The 21,095-nt window shown below is 54.7% G+C and carries 13 protein-coding genes; 5 read left to right on the top strand and 8 right to left on the bottom strand.

Annotated elements, in window-relative coordinates; translation table 11 throughout:
- Positions 1–26 precede the first annotated feature (26 nt).
- Together OLTU_RS13260 and OLTU_RS13255 are read right to left on the bottom strand one after the other, a co-directional pair.
- Entirely contained in the window at positions 27–1,013 is a 987-nt protein-coding gene (locus tag OLTU_RS13260; protein WP_141733244.1) for an isoaspartyl peptidase/L-asparaginase family protein, read from the bottom strand.
- Complete coding sequence (locus tag OLTU_RS13255; protein WP_141733243.1) at positions 1,010–3,265, bottom strand: hybrid sensor histidine kinase/response regulator; 2,256 nt, start codon at positions 3,263–3,265, stop codon at positions 1,010–1,012. Before OLTU_RS13255 ends, OLTU_RS13260 begins: the two co-directional genes overlap by 4 nt.
- A 320-nt stretch (positions 3,266–3,585) precedes the next feature.
- Here OLTU_RS13255 and OLTU_RS13250 point away from each other — a divergent pair, with 320 nt between their 5' ends.
- Both OLTU_RS13250 and OLTU_RS13245 read left to right on the top strand, forming a co-directional pair.
- A complete protein-coding gene (locus tag OLTU_RS13250; protein ID WP_141733242.1) occupies positions 3,586–5,106 on the top strand; it encodes an ATPase domain-containing protein in 1,521 nt (506 codons plus the stop codon).
- Positions 5,096–6,712, top strand: a complete 1,617-nt coding sequence (locus tag OLTU_RS13245) for an ATP-binding protein (protein ID WP_141733241.1) — start codon at positions 5,096–5,098, stop codon at positions 6,710–6,712. Before OLTU_RS13250 ends, OLTU_RS13245 begins: the two co-directional genes overlap by 11 nt.
- A 46-nt stretch (positions 6,713–6,758) precedes the next feature.
- Here OLTU_RS13245 and OLTU_RS13240 read toward each other — a convergent pair whose 3' ends face one another.
- The 3 genes from OLTU_RS13240 to OLTU_RS13230 all read right to left on the bottom strand — a co-directional run bounded on the left by OLTU_RS13240 (position 6,759) and on the right by OLTU_RS13230 (position 15,379).
- Positions 6,759–7,979 (bottom strand): C1 family peptidase, encoded by a 1,221-nt coding sequence (locus tag OLTU_RS13240; RefSeq protein WP_218110016.1) that lies wholly within the window; start codon positions 7,977–7,979, stop codon positions 6,759–6,761.
- 390 nt (positions 7,980–8,369) lie between these two features.
- Positions 8,370–9,185 (bottom strand): hypothetical protein, encoded by an 816-nt coding sequence (locus tag OLTU_RS31895; protein ID WP_176736588.1) that lies wholly within the window; start codon positions 9,183–9,185, stop codon positions 8,370–8,372.
- Positions 9,186–9,337: 152 nt separating this feature from the next.
- Positions 9,338–15,379, bottom strand: a complete 6,042-nt coding sequence (locus OLTU_RS13230) for a protein kinase domain-containing protein (protein ID WP_281181268.1) — start codon at positions 15,377–15,379, stop codon at positions 9,338–9,340.
- 243 nt (positions 15,380–15,622) lie between these two features.
- Here OLTU_RS13230 and OLTU_RS13225 point away from each other — a divergent pair, with 243 nt between their 5' ends.
- Positions 15,623–15,976, top strand: a complete 354-nt coding sequence (locus OLTU_RS13225) for an SLOG family protein (protein WP_141733238.1) — start codon at positions 15,623–15,625, stop codon at positions 15,974–15,976.
- A gap of 128 nt (positions 15,977–16,104) precedes the next feature.
- A complete protein-coding gene (locus OLTU_RS31890; protein ID WP_176736587.1) occupies positions 16,105–16,266 on the top strand; it encodes a hypothetical protein in 162 nt (53 codons plus the stop codon).
- 57 nt (positions 16,267–16,323) lie between these two features.
- Here the strand turns inward: OLTU_RS31890 and OLTU_RS13220 are convergent, their stop codons facing one another.
- Together OLTU_RS13220 and OLTU_RS13215 are read right to left on the bottom strand one after the other, a co-directional pair.
- Positions 16,324–16,857: an RICIN domain-containing protein gene (locus tag OLTU_RS13220; RefSeq protein WP_176736586.1), complete on the bottom strand. Its 534-nt coding sequence runs from the start codon at positions 16,855–16,857 to the stop codon at positions 16,324–16,326.
- Positions 16,858–16,991: 134 nt separating this feature from the next.
- Complete coding sequence (locus OLTU_RS13215; RefSeq protein WP_176736585.1) at positions 16,992–18,107, bottom strand: DM9 repeat-containing protein; 1,116 nt, start codon at positions 18,105–18,107, stop codon at positions 16,992–16,994.
- Positions 18,108–18,384: 277 nt separating this feature from the next.
- Between OLTU_RS13215 and OLTU_RS13210 the strand changes: the two genes are divergently transcribed.
- Positions 18,385–20,283: a 7TM-DISM domain-containing protein gene (locus OLTU_RS13210; protein ID WP_218110014.1), complete on the top strand. Its 1,899-nt coding sequence runs from the start codon at positions 18,385–18,387 to the stop codon at positions 20,281–20,283.
- A 5-nt stretch (positions 20,284–20,288) separates the two neighbouring features.
- Here the strand turns inward: OLTU_RS13210 and OLTU_RS13205 are convergent, their stop codons facing one another.
- Entirely contained in the window at positions 20,289–20,966 is a 678-nt protein-coding gene (locus tag OLTU_RS13205) for a hypothetical protein (protein WP_141733234.1), read from the bottom strand.
- Between the last annotated feature and the right edge of the window lie 129 nt (positions 20,967–21,095).

The raw sequence follows: 21,095 nt of genomic DNA, 5'->3' as shown, positions 1-21,095 counted from the left end.
CGTGCCTGGGGCCTCGCAGCCAGCGCTTACTGAAACTTGACCGTAATCTTTCCATCCGCATGAACGGTTGCATGCAGCATCGCTTTGGAATTGTAGGCCGCATGAGTCCGGCCGTCCTTATCCACAGCAATAATTCCACCTGAGCCACCGGCTTTCACCAGTTCATCCTTGATCAAGGCATCCGCCGCCTGCGCCAGGGTCTGACCCTGATAACGCATGCGCGCGGTGATATCATGGGCCACAGCATAGCGGATAAAATACTCGCCATGACCGGTCGCCGAAATCGCTGCGCTGCGATTATCCGCGTAGGTTCCGGCGCCGATGATCGGCGAATCCCCGACACGGCCAGGGAGCTTGCCATCATAGCCTCCGGTTGACGTTCCAGCGGCCAGGTTTCCACAGCGATCCAGAACCGCGGCCCCCACCGTTCCAAATTTTTCTTCATTCTTCGGGGGCTTCACAAAAGCCTTCTTTTCCTTCACATCGAAGTATTCGGGCTTCACCATACGAATCTCATGCTTCGCGGCAAAGTCCTCCGCCCCACCAGCCACGAGCAGCACATGTTCCGACTGCTCCATGACCGAGCGGGCGGCCAGGATCGGATTTTTAATCCGGGTCACCGCGGCCACAGCGCCCGCTTTAAGATTGGTGCCATCCATAATCGAAGCATCCAGTTCGTGCTTGCCCACGCTGTTGGCGATGGACCCGCGCCCGGCATTGAACAGGGGATCATCTTCGAGTATGACGATGGCTTCGGTCACGGCATCCAGTGCCGTGCCACCTGCCTGCAGTTTTTTATGCAGGCGGCGCATCACATCCTCCATGGCCGCGCGATAGGCGGCTTCATTTTTCTTTTTGAAATCCCAGTCGCCGGCACCCCCGTGGACAATCGCGGCAAATCCTGACTGCTTTTGACAGGGAACCGCTTTTCCTGCCGGCGCGGCATCAGCGGCCATAAGATAGGGGGAAATCAGGAACGAAAGAAGCGGAAATCCAATGCGTGCTTTCTTCATCGTACAGACACCTTACTTGGAATGGGCTTGAGTTTTCCTGCCATGAGGGAAATGAGCCGATCAGGCTGCACCGGCTTCGTTATATAATCAGAAAAGCCGGCCGCCAAGGCTTTATCCTTATGCTCGGTGAGGGCATGAGCCGTAAGAGCCACGATAGGAAGTGTGCAGCCCGCTGTCCGCAGCCTGGTGACGGCCTGATAGCCATCCATCAGCGGCATTTGAATATCCATCAACACGATGTCATAAATCCCGTCCTTTAACCTTTCCACCGCCTCCAAACCGTTTTCGACCACATCGACCTGAACACCGGCCCGTTTCAGATGGGCGACGATCAGGGTCACGTTGTCTGGGGAATCCTCGGCCAGCAGGGCCTTCACCCCCGCAATGCTTTGGACGGCCTGGGGTTTCGGTTCCACAAAACGCGAGGTGAGTTTCGTTCGATCCGACGTTTCCACCTTGATCTGAATCTGAAATGTTGAGCCGAGACCGGGACTGCTTTGCAGCAGCTGCACATCCCCTCCCAGAAGCTGCGCAATTTTTTTGGAAAGGGCCAGACCCAGGCCCGTTCCACCGTATTTCCGCGTGTGACTGCCATCGGCCTGGGTAAAGGGCGAAAAGAGGCGCTGTTGCTGTTCGGCGCTGAGGCCGATGCCGCTGTCCTGAATCACCAGCTTGAAATCGCGACCATTCGCTATCATATGCAGACGCACCTGGCCTTTTTCCGTGAATTTAATCGCATTGCCGAGGATGTTGTAAATGATTTGCCGCAAGCGCAAAGGATCGGAATTCACAACCTCCGGAATGGGACCGTCTGACGTCACGGTTAAATCAATGCCTTTTTCCATGGCCTGGGGCTTGAACTCGGCAATCACCTCGGAAATCAAATCCGGCAGCGAGAAATCAACGTTTTCCACGGTGAGCTTGCTCGCTTCAACCTTGGAAAGATCCAGAATGTCATTGATGAGTCGCAGGAGATGCTGACCATTACGTTGCAGGATCTCCAGACAGTGTTCGCGCTCGGCGGGAGTATTCTCCTGAATGGCGAGCAATTCGGCAAAACCCAGCACCACACCGAGCGGTGTCCGCAGCTCGTGGCTCATGTTGGCGAGAAACTCACTCTTGGCCTGGTTGGCATTTTCCGCTTCCGCCCGGGCCGTCTGCGCCTGCGTGAGGTGCTCCTTCAGGTCTTTTTCCCTCTGCTGCAAAAGCTGAGCGGCACAAAGCAGTGAGTCCCGCAGCTGTTCCACTTCACCCACGAGAGATGACTTCACAACGGGAACCTCTCCTTTCGCCAGGACTTTGGCGCCGTCCGCTGCGGATCGGATATTCTTCGCCAGGCGGCGGGAATAAAGGAGAGCAATTCCACCAAAGACGATCAGCAAAAAAATTCCGGCCGTCATCGTCAGGTTCATGGAACGCAGACCCATGCCTTCCAGAACTTCGACCGGCACAGCGATGGACGCTGTCCAGCCGGCAATCGGCGTTCGATAATAGGCAATATAGACTTTTTTCCCTTCAAACGCGCGGTCCCGCACCAAACCCTCATCTTCGCCCGCTATGGCATTCAAGAAAGAGGTCCGCGCGGGCTGGCCAATAAATTCATCGGGATTCTTCGATCGAGCGGCTACCGTGCCCTGAGTATCCACGATGGTCCGGGTCCATTCCTCCCCTGTGGTATCTGATTTTTGCTCGATGATGTTCTGCAAGGAGTCCGTCGCGATAACAGCGGACAGGATATAGACCAGCGAATCACCGACATAGACGGGAATGCGTATCGGAAAAGCATGGCGACCCCGTGGTCCGCGCGCGATATGTCCTACAGTGGGTTTTTTCGTGTCGACCACCTGTTTGAAACTTGCGGCGTCGGCCGGTCCCGTAAGTTTTTCGCCATAGCGACGGGCGGCATTGATCAGAATGTGTCCTTCGGTATCATGAACCAGAACCGTGAGCCATGAGGGCTGGGACTGAAGGATCCGGACAACTTCGGCATGAAAAGCTTCGAGGTTCCCCTGTTCAAGATGCACAGAGACAGCAAGCGATTGCAGTGTGCGAATCGTCGCCTCAATTTCCTGATCCACCGAGGAGCCCAAACCCTGAGCGGACTGAAGCAGGGTTCGCTCACTGGCCTGACGTTCCAGTCTGCCGAGCCAGTTCACCATGATGGAGGAAAACAGAAAGGCCGGGACAAGGGCGGAGAGCACGAGAATGACAAGATGCCAACTCAGTGAATATGGTTTTTTCAACAGAGCCATGTCTGTCTTATCCTTTCATTGAGTCTCATCAAATTCTCTTTAGCAACGATTAGGATAGTTTTGCACTTATGCCAAGGAGTTTATGACTTACAGCCATGGGAAGGACTGCTGCGTCGGGAAAGGACAGCTGGCTAGCCCAATCTTTGCATGCTTTTTTTGACTGAAGACGTTAAAACTTGTGGGGCAGGCGCCTTCACGCACAACGTCACCAAACACGATTATAACTCAAATAAACAGCACTTGTGATAGGCAGCGAGCTCCCATCTGTGGGTCGGATCTGCGCGGTCTATCGATCGTATATGACGCAAGGACTTCAAATTATGAACGACGAGAGCCATCACAAGACACAGGACGACACACGCGCGGCGACGGGAATCTCTGGTCTGGACGATATCCTTTGTGGCGGCTTTCCCAGGAAACGCGTTTATCTGATTGAAGGGGATCCGGGTTCCGGCAAGACAACTCTGGCTCTCCAGTTTCTCCTGGAGGGCATTCGCCTGGGTGAGTCCGGCCTTTACGTCACGCTATCAGAAACCAAGGATGAGCTGACGGCTGTTGCGGCGTCCCATGGCTGGTCCCTGGATAACATCACCATTCACGAGCTGGCGCTCCCGGAAGAAAAGCTGACGCCGGGCGGTCATTACACGTTTTTTCATCCCTCCGAAGTTGAACTCGGAGGTACGACCAAATCGATCCTGGCTGAAGTCGAAAGGGTCAATCCCGCGCGGGTTGTTTTCGACTCGCTGTCTGAAATGCGCCTTCTCGCGCGAGATCCCCTGAAGTATCGCCGGCAAATCCTGGGCCTCAAGCAATTCTTTATCGGCCGAAATTGTACGGTCCTTCTGCTCGAAGATCGCACGTCGTCGGATGGTGATCTTCAGCTGCAAAGCCTGGCGCATGGCGTTGTCATGCTCGAACAGCTTTCCCCTCTGTACGGCGCAGAAAGGCGTCGGCTGCGTGTGATCAAACTCCGCGGTGTTAAATTTCGCGGCGGTTTTCATGATTTCACGATTGAAAAAGGCGGGCTGGCCGTCTTCCCACGCCTCGTGGCGGCCGAACACGGGAACCAGGCGGCCCGACAATCTTACGCGCGGTCTCTCGCGTCAACAGGCATTCATGAACTGGATCAGCTGTTGGGAGGTGGCTTGACAGCGGGAACCAGCACACTGGTCATCGGCCCGGCCGGTTCAGGCAAGTCCGCACTCGCGACGCAACATGCTACCAACGCGGCCCAGCGCGGCGAACAGGTCGCCTTCTTCGCCTTTGATGAAAATATTCACACACTCCTGGAACGGGCCGAGGCGACGGGCTCGCGCTTCCCCGAATACCTGGTGAGCGGTCACATCAAACTAAGGCAAATTGATCCCGCGGAACTCTCGCCCGGTGAATTCGTTCATTACGTCCGCGAGTCTGTGGAGAAGGACGGCGCCCGCACGGTGGTGATCGACAGCCTCAACGGCTACCTGAATGCCATGCCCGAGGAAAAATTTCTTGTCATCCAGCTGCACGAACTCCTGACTTACCTCAACCAGAAGGGTGTTGTCACCATTATGATCGTCGCCCAGCATGGCATGATCGGGTCAGCCATGCAGGCTCCTTTTGATGTGAGTTATCTGGCCGACACGGTGATCATGCTTCGTTATTTCGAAGCCTTTGGCAGTGTAAAAAAAGCCATTTCGGTGGTCAAACGACGAAGCGGCGGACATGAAACTGCGATTCGGGAATATAAACTAACGGCCAACGGGCTCGTGGTGGGTCTCCCTCTCGAAAACTTCCATGGAATCCTAGCCGGCGTACCGCAGATATTGGGAGGGGAAAAGGATAACGGCCGTGAATCATGAAACGACGAACGATTTAAGGGTCGTGATACTGGCTGCTTCCGACGCGGATGCGACGATAACGCTGCGGGTGCTCAACGAAGCGAATCTGCTGGGCAAGGTCTGCGCCTCCATCGAGGAACTCGAAACGGAAATCAAAAAGGGCGCCGGCGCGCTCCTGATCGCCGAGGAGATGATTTTTCCCTTCGGTTTGCAGCCGCTTAAACAGAGACTCTCCCTTCAGCCCCAGTGGTCGGATATCCCGATTATCGTGTTGACCCGTGAAGGTGAGATGACGGAGGCCAGCTATGAAATCATCAGGGCGATTGACGAACTTCGTAACGTGACCCTTCTCGATCGACCCGTCCGGCTGATCACGCTCCTGAGCGTCGTTCGCGGTGCTTTAAAAACCAGGATGCGGCAGTATGAAATGCGGGACCTCCTCGAAAAATACAAGAAGAAGTCGGACGATGCTGAAGCGGCAAACCGGGCGAAAAGTTATTTTCTGGCGAATATGAGCCACGAAATTCGAACGCCTTTGAATTCCATTATGGGCTTCGGCGATCTTTTGCTGGACCCTTGTACGACCGATGAGGATCGGGAGGAATTTGTCGATGCGATTCAACGCAATGGAAAATTGCTCCTCCAGATCATCGACGATATTTTGGATCTTTCCAAGGTCGAGGCTGGGCGGCTGGTTTTGGAAAGCGTTCGCACGTCACTCCCGGATCTCCTGACTGATGTCATGCGTCCCATGAAGCAACAGGCCTTTGACAAGGGCATTGAGGTCAACCTTCTGGTCAGCCCCAATGTTCCGCGCACTCTGGTTACCGATCCCACGCGTCTCAAACAAATCCTGCTGAATATTATCGGCAATGCCATCAAATTCACGCAAAGGGGTCTGGTGGAAATTCACGTGATGACGGTTGTGGACAGTGACAGCGGTCATCTAAAGCTGCAGTTCACAGTCAAGGACAGCGGGCGTGGAATTCCAGAGGAACAGCAGTCGCAGCTCTTCCAACCCTTCATGCAGGCCGATGCGTCCACGACGCGAAAGTACGGCGGCACAGGCCTGGGCCTCGTCCTTTCCCGACGCCTGGCCACGACTCTCGGTGGCAGCCTTTATCTCCAGGAGAGTGCGCTGGGTGTCGGCTCCACCTTTGTCATCACGATTGAGGCGAAGCTACCCGAAGGTTCCTTTCTGGATACGGTGGACCTTCCAAAAGCGGCAGGCGATTCTTCCAGCTTCAATGCCAGACTTTTACAGGGCGTGAGTGTGCTGGTCGTCGAGGATGTGCCGGACAATCAGCATCTGATCAGTCAGATCCTTTTCCGTAACGGTGCCAAGGTTGATCTTGCCGAAAATGGACAGATCGGGGTCGAAAAGGCCCTCGTGCAGGATTACGATATCGTGCTCATGGACCTTCAGATGCCCGTTAAGGATGGTTTCCGGGCCACCGCCGAGTTACGCCGCCACGGCTATCAAAAGCCGATCGTGGCCCTGTCAGCGGCCGCCATGGTTGAGGAGAGGGAACGGGCCATTTCCATCGGCTGCAGTGATCACATCACCAAACCCATTAATGTGGCCGGATTGCTGAAGGCTGTGTGTGTCCATACCGGGCGGGGGTGAGGCAGGCAGGCTGTAGGAAAGGACCGACCAGGGTCGGTCCCGGCGCTTACTGATGCACAGAAATAATATGGTTGCCGAGATACTTGAGCCAATCGTAGGACCGCACGCTGTATTTAGGCGAACGAGCCCCGGGCCCCAGGGAATCTCTTACGTAGAACACTCCCTTTTCGCGGCAGCCACCGTCGCGATCCACAGCAGCCTTGACTTTCGCACCGTACAGAGCTTTGGCCTTGTTGTAGTAGCTGCGAACCATTTGGCAGTTTTCTGAAAGCTCATCATCATAACCGACCACGACGACCACATGCCAGAAGTCGCTATGATTGTAGGTGACCAGAACGGGGCGATTTTTCCGCAATTCGCTCTTCACCGTTTCAACCTGGGCCTCGTCCATGACGGTGACGGCCCACTTGGTATTGTCGTTCAGCGTGGTTCCACCAAAAAACGAGGTCCCTTTGATGGTGGGAACGGCAACCCTGTAGACATCCGGAGTGGGTCGATTCCAGTTGATCTGGGCATCGTAGCCATCATAGCTATTCACAAAGGGAAAGTCCTTGCTCAGAACGGCTCCATTGCCGTTATGGTTGAAGGCCATGATCGGAGCGAGTGTGTCTCCATAACCATAACCGATCGCCGTATTGATCGTATAGGGTTCCGAAAGGTCCGAAGCGCCGTCGTTGGAGGTGTCCACCGTCTTCCCCTCGGCGTCCTTCCACTGGTTCAGGAGAATTTCCAGGGCTCCCGTGGCGGCCATCAGGTTGCATGTCCCGGCGTTTTCCTGATTGGGCGACTGGATCACATAGTTCAAAAGGCTTTTGTGATAGCTGTCTCCGGCCCCGCTGCGGATCATCTCACCAGGCTGGCGCAAACGGAACGTCACAAAATAGAAGGGCTCCTGGTTCTCGGAAGCATCATTCGGGTGTTTGACGGAGAGTTCCAGATCGCAAACGTCCTCAAACTCCTGGCTGCACAAGGCTGTGACCGCGTTGTTGGCGAATTTACCGATCTCAACCTCTTTGTCCTGACCGTTCCACAGAATCTTGTTGTCCTTGAAACTGATGAAACCATCCTCCCGATAGCCACGCTCAAAGGTTTTTCCGTCCGGCGCATGGACGAATGTGACTTCATCCTGTTTGCATGTGGCAAGGTCCATACAGGCTTTTAATGCGACCTTATCCTTGAGGCTGGGATCGATCGACAAGGTCTTCAGGGAAGCATCCTGCTTCCCTTCTCCCTGAATCCCGCAGGCCGTCACGCCTAGAAGTGACACTTGAGCGCAAATCATCAAAATCCGTTTATTCATGAGACCCCCATCGTTTCATCCACAATAGCTGGCGCTGGATTTTTTGAAAAAAAAATCCCCGGTCACCCGAGCTGTTGGATGAGTTGTATCTTTCACTATCTTTCTTGAAAAATTTAATACAGGAAAAAAACAAACCTGGCGATAAGAAATTTTTCCCCATTGCTCGGCTGCAGCCGTGTTGTGCTGTCTCCCGCCGGACAACGTGGAGATTTCCTGGTCGCAGGACGCGCGCGGGGCGCCGCAACGAAATCGTCGCGTATGACAGACGCTGACGGCATCCTGAGATCTTAAGCTGCAAACAATTTCATCGGGGGCGATCGTGTGGCATTCGGGGGACCGGCGGGTCCCCGCTGCGTATTAAGGCAAAGTCTGCACAAACTTCGCCTTGAATTTATCCAAGGCTGTCGCGCGAACGGTGGCGATTTCAGCCGCGTTCAAGGTCCAGCCTGTGGTCCCACTGGCCAGAAGGTTGGTCGTGTTCTGCCGATGCGGCAAACCCAGTTGATGGCCGATTTCATGGGCTGTGGTCCGTCCCTGTTCCGCTTCATCGGCCGAGACAGGAATCTTGTCACCAGGCTTGGCTCCCTTGAAATAACGGGGAGCCGGGGCATCGGCGGGACGCTGGTCATCGACCTTGTTGAGACCGACGTTATCGATCACATAGATTTCCAAAGGCGCTCCGCCTCCATAGCTGATGCCATTGACTCCCGGGTTATTGGGAATCTGCGGAACGAAAAACACATCCATATTTTCCGTAGGATTCATATCGGTCGTATAGGTCGGCAGGATTTCAATTTTCGCCTGCTGCAGAATGCGCTGCGCTTCGGCAATCACCGGGCGGAGCTTTTCCTCGCTTTGCCAGACGTTGGAACCACCCAGATGAAAGACAACGGGGAAACTGAGAGTCTCAGGATCAACAGTAAATTGCGGCGCTGGAGTCGGCGTTGGGTCTGGCTTGGGCTCTGGCGTGACCGGGTTCGTATCGGTCGCCGTGTTGGAATCATCAGACGCATCGGCTGGGTCGGATCCGGTTTCCGATGTGTCGGTCGCTTCCGAATCAGCTGGTAACGTGGATTCTGTCGGCGGGGGATTGCGTTCAAAACTGGGTTTGTAGGAGTCGGAACAGGCGCTTAACATCGCGAGGAGAGCGAGAATCAAATGCGGTTTCATCATGTTCGGCCTCGGCTTCGTGGTTTCTAAAAATCCGCTCAGCAAGACCCGTTCCTAATTTTTTGCCAATGATCGCAGGACCGTAATGCCCTCCCCCTGAAGAGAGGCGAGACAAGGCGTTGGAATTCTGGACAATCCTGTGAGTTGGAGGGCACCTAGCCGGCGAGACTATACTGCTGGTTTTTGTCGAGCTGCGCTCGGAAGAGGTGCGGAGGAAGGTCGATCACCAGGACGAAGGGAACATAACCCCTCGCATTCGGTTCGCGGAGTTCCAGACGAACCCGGGCCCCATGATCCTCGAGATAACTTTTGACCGCGTCCATCCCCACCCCACGACCGGAAATGTCATTGGCCGTTTCCTTGGATGAAAGACCGGGATGGAAAATGAGCTGGCAGACCGTCGCCAGATCGGGTGCGGGCTCCGCGGCCAGCAGGCCTTTCTCAAAGCCCCGGCGCCGAATCGCTTCCACATTCAAACCCTGGCCATCATCCTGAACGCGCAGCGTGAGCGTGCCATCGTCGGCCGCCTCAAGCGCGACCATCAGATGACCCTGACCCGGCTTGCCCGCCTTGGCCCTGACTTCAGGCGTCTCGATGCCATGATCCATGGCATTGCGAGCGAGGTGTATCAGCACGTCCTTGAGCAGACGGGTACCTTCCGGTGTGAAGGCGATCTCAGAATCCGGCAGGGTCACCATCGGTTCGGCCTTGCCAAGGTCTCTGGCCAGGCGGGGCAATTCCGCCACCGCGTCCGTGAAAAGCTTGTGACAAGGCGTATAGTATAACCGGGCCAGGCCGTCCCAGAGTTCCTCGCGCACCTCGTCGCAATTGTCGGGATTCAGGCCCTCAAGAGCCTGCAGATAACGGCTGATCATCGGCATTGTCAAACCGCCCTCCGGATTGCGACCCAGTCGCGTCCTGGCCGTGTTTTCATAGAGCCCAAAGGCCTGGCGCACAGCCCGCAAATCATGTCGCAGTCGTTCGGGGTCAACCTTGACAAGATCCTGCTGCAGGGCCGCAAGATAATCTTCGGCCTGATGAACCTCATGGGCCAGCTGCCGCAACCCCAGGCTGCGCGATGCTCCCTTCAGCGTATGGTAGGCGATAAAAGCCCGATTGATGGCCTGAGTCTCGAGCCGGGATTCGCCCAGAATTCTCTCGATTTCGTCGAGGTGTCCGCGGGCCGCCGTCAGGAAATCTTCAAAGGGCTTAAGGCCTATCGTCATTATTTCATTCACCATCCGCATCTCTTCGCGGCCGAGGCGGGCTTCACCTTCAAGTGCTCTCAATTCCGTTACATCGCGGATGGTCACCAGAATCTTTTCCACCCTGCGGGCTTCATCGGCCACGGGGTGCCATTCCAAAGCCAGAACCTTGCGGCCCGTCCTGCCATGGAATGTCAGTTCGGGGATCAGGCCCTCATGGTTCATCTGATAGTTGAGAATGTCCTCGCCAAGGCTGGCCTCAAGCACGGAGAGGCACTGCGATTTTTCATCCGCATTCAGCTCACAGCGATGGAACAGGAACTGCGCGATATTCTGCCCTGAGATCTGTTCCGTCTCGAAGATATCCTCGAGATACCTGGAATAGTGCTCGCCGATAGTTTTGTCCGGATGCACGGTCAGGATACCCTGTTGAATGTTGGCCATGATCAGCTTGATTTCCTCGGTTTTCTCGCGCACCTTCTCCTCAAGCTGCTCATAAAGCTCGACGCTTTCCAGCGATACCGCAGCCTGCGAGGCCAGGAAATCGACGATGCGGGCCCGTTCGCTGTTAAACGCGCCCGGCACGCTGTTGTTTTCAAGATAAATCAATCCTGCCAGGCGCCCCATGCGCATGATGGGCGTTAGCAGAATGGACAGCACCTTGTTTTCGTGAATATACGGATCGTCCTTCAGGTGCTTGTCTTCCCGCGCATCATGGATAATGACCGCTTTGGGAAGGCGGGTAAAGGACTCGAGCAGCTTCTGGGAGAGCGCAGGACAGCTCCGTGCCTTCTCCCGTTCAAAATCCTCCGCATGGGCTTTGGAAAGCTTCCTGGCGCGAACATGAAATTGCCGGTCATTGTCGTCGATCGTGATGAGAAGGACTTTCTCGGCGCCGGAGTTTTCCACGAGAAATCCGAGCAGCCGGGACAGAAGGCCTTTCACACTGATTTCCGATGACAACGACTGGGAGACCTTCATAACCGTATTGAGATCAAGACTGATGCCACCTGACCTGCCGGCCATCGCCGTGGTCATGGTCAGATCTTTCTGGGTCAACAGCATGGAGACCGATTGAGGCAGACCGTCTTCGGGTAAAACGTCCGCATGCTGAACAAGACCCTGGGCCGCAGCCCGCGCATATATCCTCGGATGCTCGTCCTTGACCCGATTGAAAACTCTCGTGGCACCAAACTGCAGCAGGGCGTTGAGGCATTGAGCCAGGTAAACGTCCTGGAGTTTTTCCGTCCCGACCGCTTTGATATAACGGAACGCGGTGAGGACCGCGATGCATTCCACTTCCTTGGAGTAGCTGCGGGCTTCGGCTATGGCAGCATCATAGAGCCTCAGCGTATCAAGAAAAGGCCGGCCGCGCAGCCGGGCATATTCCGCCTCAAAGAGCAGGGTCGCATACTGGAAATTGGCGGGATTATGCCGGGCCCATTTTTTCATTTTTCCATGAATCACGCCCAACTTATAACGGATGCCGAGCCTCTGCCCCGGGGAGACGGTAGAATATCGGGCGGCACCGATCAGAAAAAACAGGAAATGGGCCCAGAACTCCTCGATATTCCCGACCAGAGCCAGATGACCATAGGTGGTCCTGATTTCGGCATAGGCCTGTTCCATCTGACCATTAAAATAGAGAACCTTGGCCCTGTAGATATTGGGTATGGCTTCATAGGCTGCTGACGAGAAGGATTTGCCATCCCTTTGTTCAATGTAACCTTCCCAGTCCAGACTGTCAGGCCCGGCCGTCAGTCCCTTCAGATTGTAATAAACACCCTTGCCGAGGCGCGTGCCCAGAATGATATCGGCGCTCTGGGATTCCTTGATGGCCTTTTCGTGCTGGTCCACCGTCGTAATAAAATCGTCAACGTGGTTGAGCGGCGGATAGCTGGCCAGCTGGTGGAAAGACAGGAAGGAAAATTTATTGCCCGATCGCAGGGCATAGTCATTGGATTTTTGAATGACAGGAAGGATCTGCCGTTGGTTGAAATGCCAGAAATAGATAAAGCCTTCATAGAGCAGATAGGTTTTTGATTTCCAGGCCAGGTCTTCATATCGCTCCGCCACGGCCAGGGCCGCTTCACCGAATCGCCTGGCCTCCTTCATGTCACCTAAAAAGTGGAGGAGGATGGAATAGGTTGCGTAGACGTAGGACACCTCAGCCGTCAGCCCGTGGCGCAGGGAGAGCTGGATAGCCTTCAGAACGTAGAGGAGCGAGGCATTCTTATCATTCTGCCAATAATGGAAAATGCAGCAGATGATCAGCAGGCGAATCCTGTACTGCAGCATCGGATCCTGGATGGCCGCGCCTTCGAGAAGATCCTGATCCGTCTTGCCGCGAAGAGCGAGCTTGACCTTGATGATTTCCTGGAGAACATGGAGATCATTGGGCCTGGCCGGCAGTTTGATGCCGAGGACCTTGTTGGCTTCCGCAAAGATCTTCAGCCCCTTGCGATGCATATAGAGGCCTTCGAAGTGAGTCATCTGAAGATCAAAGATGCGAACCTTTTCCAAATCCGTCCTTGCGTTGGCGATGAGCTCCTGGCCATACTCCTGGGCCAGATCCGCCTGGCCCGTGAAGAAGGCCAGATCACAGAGTTCGAACAGCGTGGCGCTTTTCAGCTCATAGGCCGTCTCAAAGGTGTCATCCTGCAGAAGGGTTTCCGCAGCTTTGACGAGATTGAAAGCCGCCTGAAAGGATGCGGAATTCTTTGCGATCCTGGATGCCTCCAGGTGGACTCTGACGGCGAAGTGCCGTTCCTCCCGCGTCGTGATCAGATGAAGGGCTTCGCTGTAATGCCGGGCGAGCTCCACCGGCTTGTCCGCACGACCTGCGTCCGCGGCCAGCATGCGGGCAATCTTGAGATGGGTTTTCTGTTTCACCTGCGGATCCAGGGAATCGCAGGAGGCCTGCTGGATTCTGTCGTGCTGGAATTTTAACAATACGTTCGTTTCGTTTGCATCGGACTCACCTTCCGTATCGGACACATAACGGTAGTGGCGGTCGAGGGGAATCACGAGATCGGTTTTGATGGCCGGTTCAAGGTCCCTGAGAACCTGAGCGCGATTCCGCTCGAGCACCAGCGCCAGCGTTTTAAGGTCAAATTCATTGCCCAGGCAGCCCGCTATCTGCAGCGCCTCGACCGCGGCGGCCGGAAGTTTTCTCAGTTTCTCGATCAGGAACGCGACGACATCGTCCGGAACCGGATGCCTTCTGATCTTTTCGATATCCCACAGCCAGCTTCCACTCTGACGATCGAAATGAATAAGGTTTTCATAGAAGAGATCGGTGAGGTATTCCTTGATGAAGAACGGGCTGCCCTCAGTCTTGGTGTGGATGATCCGGGCCAGATCGCCGACCTCGTCCTTGCGCCGATGCACAGCCTCGGCAATAAGGTGAGCGACCGCATCCTGATCGATCGGACCCAAGGTCAGGCTGCCCGGTTGAAAGCCCTCCTCCTCCAGCGATTGAATCATGCGGGTGAAGGGATGAGCCGGGTCCACCTCATTATCACGCCAGGCGCAGATGATAACCAGGTGTCGAATCTGGTTCGACTGGACCAGATCACGGATCAGGCTGATCGAAGCAGTATCCGCCCACTGCAGGTCATCGAGGAACATCACCAGCGGATGGTTGCGCTGCGCGCAGGCCCGGAACAGACTGACCAGCGTCAGCCGCTGTCGAGCCTGCTTTTGTTCCGTATTCAACTCCTGCAGATCCGGCTGCCGCCCCAGGATGGATTCAAAATCAGGGGCGAAGTTGATGACCAGCTGGCCATTGCCATTCAAGGATTTGACAAGGTTTTCCCGCAGGACCCGGTAGTCGTCCTGAGGACGTCGCACGATATCCTCGGCCAGCCCGGTGAGGATCGAAGGCAGAGTACTCAAGGGTGAATTACGGGCAAACTGTTCGAACTTGCCCTGGATGAAGAAGCCTCGCTTTTCGAAGATCCTGGCCTTCAATTCACCAACGAAGCGCGATTTCCCAATACCCGAACGTCCATTGATGAGCAGGAGTTCACAGCTTCCCTGGCAGGCGGTATCGAAGGCGCTGAGGAGAACCCTCAGTTCCTGCTCGCGACCATGGAGCTTTTGCGTCAGCGTGAACTTTTCCGGGATATCGTTTTGGGCGATGGGAAAGACGGCCACCGTTTGCGTGCTTTCCAATTCCTGACAGCAGCGATCCAGGTCAGCGATCAGAGCGTAGGAGCTTTGATAGCGTCCTTCCGGATCCTTGGTCACGAGTTTGGCGATAATATCGGCGATCGCCCGTGGCACCTTGGGATTCACCTGATCCGCCCGCCGCGGCTTTTCCGCGAGGTGGCAATGCACATAACCGAGGTGATCCGCGGCCGTGAACAGCGGCTGCCTTGTGATCAGTTCAAAGAAGGTGATCCCGAGCGAATAGAAGTCGGTTCGATAATCCAGGGCGCGGGAGATGCGACCGGTCTGTTCCGGCGAAATATAAGGCAGGCTGCCTTCGAGCTGGCCTTCGGTCGGGATCTCCTGGCTCTCCTGCTCGAGCTCCGAGGAAATACCCAGGTCGATGATTTTGGTTTCCAGCGTCGTCGGATGAACCAGAATATTCCGCGGGGTAATGTCCTTGTGGATGATCTTCTTCTCGTGCAGCGCGGCGAGCGCCTGAGCCGTGGCACGTGCGATCCGGGTCGCCTGCAGGACTGTAAAGGGCCTCGCTTCCATATACCGGGCGGTGTCGATGGCCTCAAAATCCTCGAGGACTATGGCCACCAGCTGGGGGCTGTCCAAAAATTCGAGGGCCTGAATGACAAAGGGCGAATCCACGAGATTCAGGAGCCGAAATTCACGCTTCAAACCCGCTTTTTCGTGCCCACTCCTCTCAAGCTGGACGAGGACTTTGATGATCACCGGCTTCTGATCTTTTTCACGCACGGCCTTAAGGATTTTTGAATGCTTCGAAACAAAAATCTCGTCTTTGATTGTGTAGCCCGGAATACGGATCATCATGAGGCTCCGAAAGCAGCGCAGCCACTTGTGACTTCAACACAACTGTTTCGGCGCAAAACGTGAAGATCGACTCTTACTTTTTGAGGTAGCGCCCTTCCTGAGGTGCCAATTTATACGTGAAAATCCTTTTTTTGAGCCCGCGTCTGCAGAAGATCAGCATTCCAGGCTTGTCAATTTAGTCAAATTCTGTTAGTGTCGATAAATTCCTCCCCAGGAGAAATTTCGTAAGAACGGAGCCGAATGAAGATTATTGTATGTGGATCCCAAGACTTCCAGAATAAGCAACTGCTCTCCAAGACTCTTCGCGAATACACTCAACGGCACAAAGTATCGATTATCGTTCTTGGTCAGGCACATGGCGCGGAAACCATGGCGGCCGAGTGGGCGATGCAGAACAATGTGCGTTTGTCGATCGTTCCCACGAATCGCAAAATGCAGGCTGTTGAAGCGACGGAAGATCGCAACAAGCGCATCGTCGAGTCCAACCGCGATGCGGCCGCTGTGCTGCATTTCATGGGCTGTGAAACGTCAGAAGACCTCTGCCAGAGAGCCCTTCGTAACAACATCGTTGTGGATGACGTCGTCGGCTGCTGAGCTGATCAGCTGGAAATGCTCACATTCCAGTCACCTTAAGACTTTGATGAGAAAATTATCTCCAACCGGAACGCTCGCAGGGTTTGCCTTTATGACGAAGAGTCAGTAACCTGAAATTGTGTTCCGGAATGATAATCATTAAAGCCGTGGGTGAAACTATGGGTGACAAGAGTCCTAAGGACAAAGCCAAAAACCAAAAGAAAAAAGATGACGCCAAGGTCAAAGCCCAGGAGCAGGCTCAGGCTGAGCGCGATGCCAAGAGCAAGCTCAACGCTCCCAAGGGCAAGTGACGCCGCACCGGGCTGTTCATTTTTGGACAGCAGAACCACGTTCTGCCGTCCGGGACGCTATGGATTTTGAGCAGGAGACTCGGGATTCAGAAGCGGAACGGTCCATAATTGATTCGGCTCCTCATGGCATTGCCAAAGGTGAACGTTTGTTTCCGTTCGCCAGCCATTCCCCGTATTCAAATCAATATCAAGACAGCGCCCGTCGATCCTGGATCGAATGCTGAACCATCCCTCACCGATATCCACCCGATCGAACTGTTGGCTGATGCTGTCCGCACAAGGCGCGACGAGGACGTTATTGCCCTGAGTCCACGGTTCAGTCGCTTCAGCATCAATATCCAGGCATTGGCCGAGCGCTTGAAATTTGTGGACCGTCTCCCCGGTATCAAGCTGAACGGGAACCAGGGTAAATTGCTGATGATCGTCGCCATCACAGGTCGCGACTTCCACGTTGCGATCCGTTCGCCAGCCAGCTGCCGGATCATCATTGACGGCTAGACAAAGGTTTTCCTTGTAGTTGCTGCGAATCACTTCCGCTGACGCCCAGGGACTGCCACAAATGGTGAGAAATAAGCATAGAATCTTTTTCACGTAGAGCTCCCACAGAATTTTCAAGAAGTTGTGAATCCTGATCAATGCAATAAATTTGGATTTTTGTAAAGACGTGAAAATCCGTATGGCTGGTTCATGCCATTCGGTTTCGAAGGTTCAGCGCAGCGCCCTGTCTAAGGCCGGGCAAGAATTTTCATAGTGCCTGATGCTTTCCAGGTGAGAACCTGATAATTGTTTCTAAATTGAAGGGCCAGCTGAAATTCATGGACGCATCCCGTCGCTCCCGGCCGTAGAACACCTGGCGTTTGATCGGCAGGTAACGCTCCATCATTCTGTACGCCGCGGCAGGAATAAAGAGGTCGGCCCTGAGCATCCAGTCCCGTAACAAAAGCATTCGCAGGTGACTGACCATTCGCGGCCGGCACCCACTCAAAGTATTCATCGAAGGTTCCTTGACTGATCAGGAGCACATCGTTGGGCACGAGCAGGGTCTGAGCATCTTCACTCTGTGATTGGATGGCATTCCCAGCCGCCGTGATCGAGTAGCAGATGGATTTGCCGGGATCATTATAATGAGTCAGGAGTTTACCCGGCAGGATCTCGTTCCCTGTATGGAGGCGGCATAGATAAAGGATAGCCGTCGTGCCAATCCATGTTCCTCCCGCTGCTGCCTGACTCGGCACAGGATTTCCGCCCAAAGAGTCCCACTGAATAAAGGGTAAACTGGTCGTGTCGGTTGCCTTGGAACGGACCCCAGCCGCGTCCTGCGCGTCCAAGGAAAATTTTATCGCTCCGATCTGCGCGGCCAGGACCGTTGCATCGGTTCCTTGAATGGAATAGCTCACGTGCCACTCAGGACTCGTTAAAAGCTCCGTGATGGTGACGCTCAAACTGCTGCCCACCGGCAATTCATAACTCCAGCTGGAGCTGGCAAATCGAGTCTTGATATCGACCTTGCTGTTGTTTTTCTCATCCCTTAAAGCACACCGCGCGGCGGCTTCGGTCGCACCAGTCTGCATGGGTTTGGTCAGTTCGCAAAGCAGATAAGCGCCAGCAATATTGGTGGGAGGCGCCACCTTCTCCTTCTCATCTTTATCACCTTTATCACCCTTTTTACTGTCCTCGCTTTGAGCAATGGGCTCGCCTGCGGGTTCCGTCGGCTGTAAATCAACCTGCTGTGACGTCCCGGGCGTTTCAGTGGGTGAAACAGGCCCTTCCTTCAGCTTTAACCCACGGCAGGAGATGGCTGCAAATAGAATTGGAAAAACAGCAAAAGCAAGCCTCGGCATTGCGCCTCCCGCAGTGAATACGTGTGTTTGGTGTACGTATCGGATCATTTGGCTTTCAAGCCGAGGCACGATCAATTTATCAATAATATCCCCGCATAACAGTCAGGTAATTTTCTGTTGGGGGAATCCCCTGAAATCGTGGCTTCCGGGCGCAAGGATTCGATATTTCCCGCGATTGACCGATACGAAACCCGGGCCGATGCGGGAGAAAAGAAGGGTGCGTTCCGGTTTTTGGATACATTTTATAATCCTGACTTTCCTAAGCGGTCTTCCTGCTTTGGCGGTCGCACAACCGATCCAAAACGGAAGGGCCGATCTTACGGAATGGTCCCGCTATCGCATTACGGAGAGTGTTTCCCTGGAAGGCGACTGGGATTTCCACTGGGAACACCTCTACGATCCGGAGGAAGTGAAGACCGTGCCGGTCACTGAGCACCTCAAGGTGCCCGCGGCCTGGACCAGCTGGCACAAATCCTTTGGCTATGGAACCTATCGCGCTCAAATCAAAGTCGCAGTGGAAGATGACTATGGCCTCTTCATCTCAGGCATCTCGAGCGCGACACGCCTGTGGGTGAATGGCAAACTCCTCTTCGAAGCCGGTACCGTCAGCACCGATTCCAGGACCCATAAGCCCTCCCGGAAGATGGGAGTCATTCAACTGCCACCGGCGACGCACTATGATATTGTCATCTGGGTGTCCAACTATGAGCATGTGAACGGGGGCATCAAGATCCCCCTTCGCTTCGGCCTTTACAAGGGACTGGCCGCGGATATTCAGAGGCACACCCTGCTGGATGCCTTCGTGATCGCCGCGATCTTTGCGATCGGCCTCTTCCACCTCGTGACCGCCATGATTCGAAGCGACATCATCCCTCTGTCACTGGCTCTGCTTTGCTTCACGATTTCCGTACGTGCCAGCTTCACAGGCATGCGCGTGATCGATGCCTTTTTCGATATACCCTTTCTGGTCTCTTACAAAATCGAGTATGTATCGTTTTACCTGGTAGGCACTCTATGCGAGCTGTCGATCATGTTCCTTTTCTATCAGGACTATCCGAAGAAGCTGCTCCCGTTCCGCATCGCCTGCCATGCTTTGATCTATCCCCTGCTCTTCACGTCCCTCTTCATCATGTCCAAGTATCTTTGGATCGTCAGCATCCATAGCCTGGGCATCATCGGCTTCGGCATGTATACGCTGCTGCAGGCCGTCCGCAGAAAACGGGTGGGGGCGGGCTGGCTCTTCAAGGGCGCGATCTTCTTCTCGGCAATTGCGACCTTCGATATCATTCAGTCCCTCATGGTCGAGCGCAAGTATATCTACTTTCTGCCGCTTGGTTTTATCGGCTTCATCCTAAGCTTCTCCGCGTCCATCGCCCAGATCTACAATAATATTCAGAAGACCATGCTGGACGCGGTGGAATCGAAGCACCACACGCTCGATCAGCTGAAGAAGATCGTCTACCCTCATCAGATCGAAATGATCGGCGATGGCGAGCCCATCGAGAAAACCATGCCGACCAGTCAAGGCGAAGCCTGCGTGATCAGCTTCGACATCATCAGCAGCTCCAAGATCCAGCACGAGAAGGCCAAGGAATTCTTCCGCAAGGTGTTCATGCGCTGCAGTGAGATCATGATGGAAGGATACGACGGCGTGGAACTCAAGGCCGCCGCTTATCGCATCAAGGAAATGGGCGACGGCTTCCTCTGCAGCGTCGGCTACCCTTTCAAATCCTTGACCGGGCACATGGCTCAGGATGCGCTGAAACTCGCGCAAGAGTTTGCGAGGATCTTCCATGAAGAGGCGCGCCGGCTGGAATATCCCGATCTTCTGTCCTGCGGGGTCGGACTGGCCCTGGAATCCATCGAGGGTTTCTATCCGGCTTCAGGGACCAAGGAATACGATCTCTACGGCAAGGCCATCGTTCTCGCGACCCGTTATGAGGGCATGCGCAAAGCCATCGTGAAAGAGGACGAGCAGTCCTCGATCATCATCCTCCAGGAACGGGTTTATTTCAGTCTCAGTCCGGAGCAGCGTCAGTCATTCCAACTCTTCGATCTGGAGGCAGCCAAGGCCGCCGTGCGCGACGACCCTGCTGCGAAACGGCTGTATTTCCTGAAGCTCTTTGATTCAGCGACCGTGGAATCACCCGACCTTTCAGAGAAGAAAGCATCCTAAAATTCTCACTCCCCTTTCCGCAACAGGTATCGCAGGGTGAGGCCATGCCCTACAAAAGCCGTCAGGACGTGGACGCCCGGCAGCCAAATATAGGGAAAACGGGCGACGAAGGTATTCGCGGGCTCATTCATGAATACGCGGAAAGGCACAGGAGCGGACAGTATGGCTATGATGACAATATTCAGCAGTAGACCAAAGGCCAGAACCCACTGCACCCAGGCCCAAACCCGCGGTCGCGCCAGGCGATTCCAGACAGCGGCCAACAGCAGAGCCGTGACCGCTGCGATGATATCGTAGTTGCGTCCATGCCAGGTCATCTGAATGGGAGCAAGTCCTTCGCGCCAGGCCAGGTCGAGAAGAATCTCCGGCAGAATACGAAAACCCTGCAGCCCCACCAAAGCCCGTAGCGGCACTGCCGTGATAACCCTTCCTCCCCATGGGGACAGGACAATCAAAACAGCTCCTATCAAAAGGCCTGCTACAAAAAACATCAATGGGGGTGGAACGCGCGAGAAATCACTCAACACACCCGATAAGCCGAGCGCCGCCGTCAGCAGGAACACCAGGGAATACCCGAAAAAACCCAGCCAGACATCATTACGCGACGGAAGATAACGCCAAAATCCATAGAGAACCACGGCTGCTGTCGCCAACGCGGAACAAATTGTGAAGATCGCCGTCATCGTCTTAACCTCCAGATACCTTATGGAACATATTGCCAAAAAGCGACAGAGGTGGAAAGCCAAAGCATGGATGGAACCCACTTTGTGTTGCATGAAATCACATTTCAATCTGCGAAAATCTGTGTGATA

Source organism: Oligoflexus tunisiensis (assembly GCF_001748245.1).
In the GTDB taxonomy this organism is placed as follows: Bacteria; Bdellovibrionota_B; Oligoflexia; order Oligoflexales; family Oligoflexaceae; genus Oligoflexus; species Oligoflexus tunisiensis.
This window is presented reverse-complemented; position numbering and strand designations above follow the sequence as displayed.

Coding starts and splice junctions, on each gene's coding strand:
- OLTU_RS13250 (WP_141733242.1), top strand. CDS start 3,586: ATGAACGACGAGAGCCATCACAAGACACAGGACGACACACGCGCGGCG.
- OLTU_RS13255 (WP_141733243.1), bottom strand. CDS start 3,265: ATGGCTCTGTTGAAAAAACCATATTCACTGAGTTGGCATCTTGTCATT.
- OLTU_RS13260 (WP_141733244.1), bottom strand. CDS start 1,013: ATGAAGAAAGCACGCATTGGATTTCCGCTTCTTTCGTTCCTGATTTCC.
- OLTU_RS31890 (WP_176736587.1), top strand. CDS start 16,105: ATGATAATCATTAAAGCCGTGGGTGAAACTATGGGTGACAAGAGTCCT.
- OLTU_RS13205 (WP_141733234.1), bottom strand. CDS start 20,966: ATGACGGCGATCTTCACAATTTGTTCCGCGTTGGCGACAGCAGCCGTG.
- OLTU_RS13230 (WP_281181268.1), bottom strand. CDS start 15,379: ATGATCCGTATTCCGGGCTACACAATCAAAGACGAGATTTTTGTTTCG.
- OLTU_RS31895 (WP_176736588.1), bottom strand. CDS start 9,185: ATGATGAAACCGCATTTGATTCTCGCTCTCCTCGCGATGTTAAGCGCC.
- OLTU_RS13215 (WP_176736585.1), bottom strand. CDS start 18,107: ATGCCGAGGCTTGCTTTTGCTGTTTTTCCAATTCTATTTGCAGCCATC.
- OLTU_RS13225 (WP_141733238.1), top strand. CDS start 15,623: ATGAAGATTATTGTATGTGGATCCCAAGACTTCCAGAATAAGCAACTG.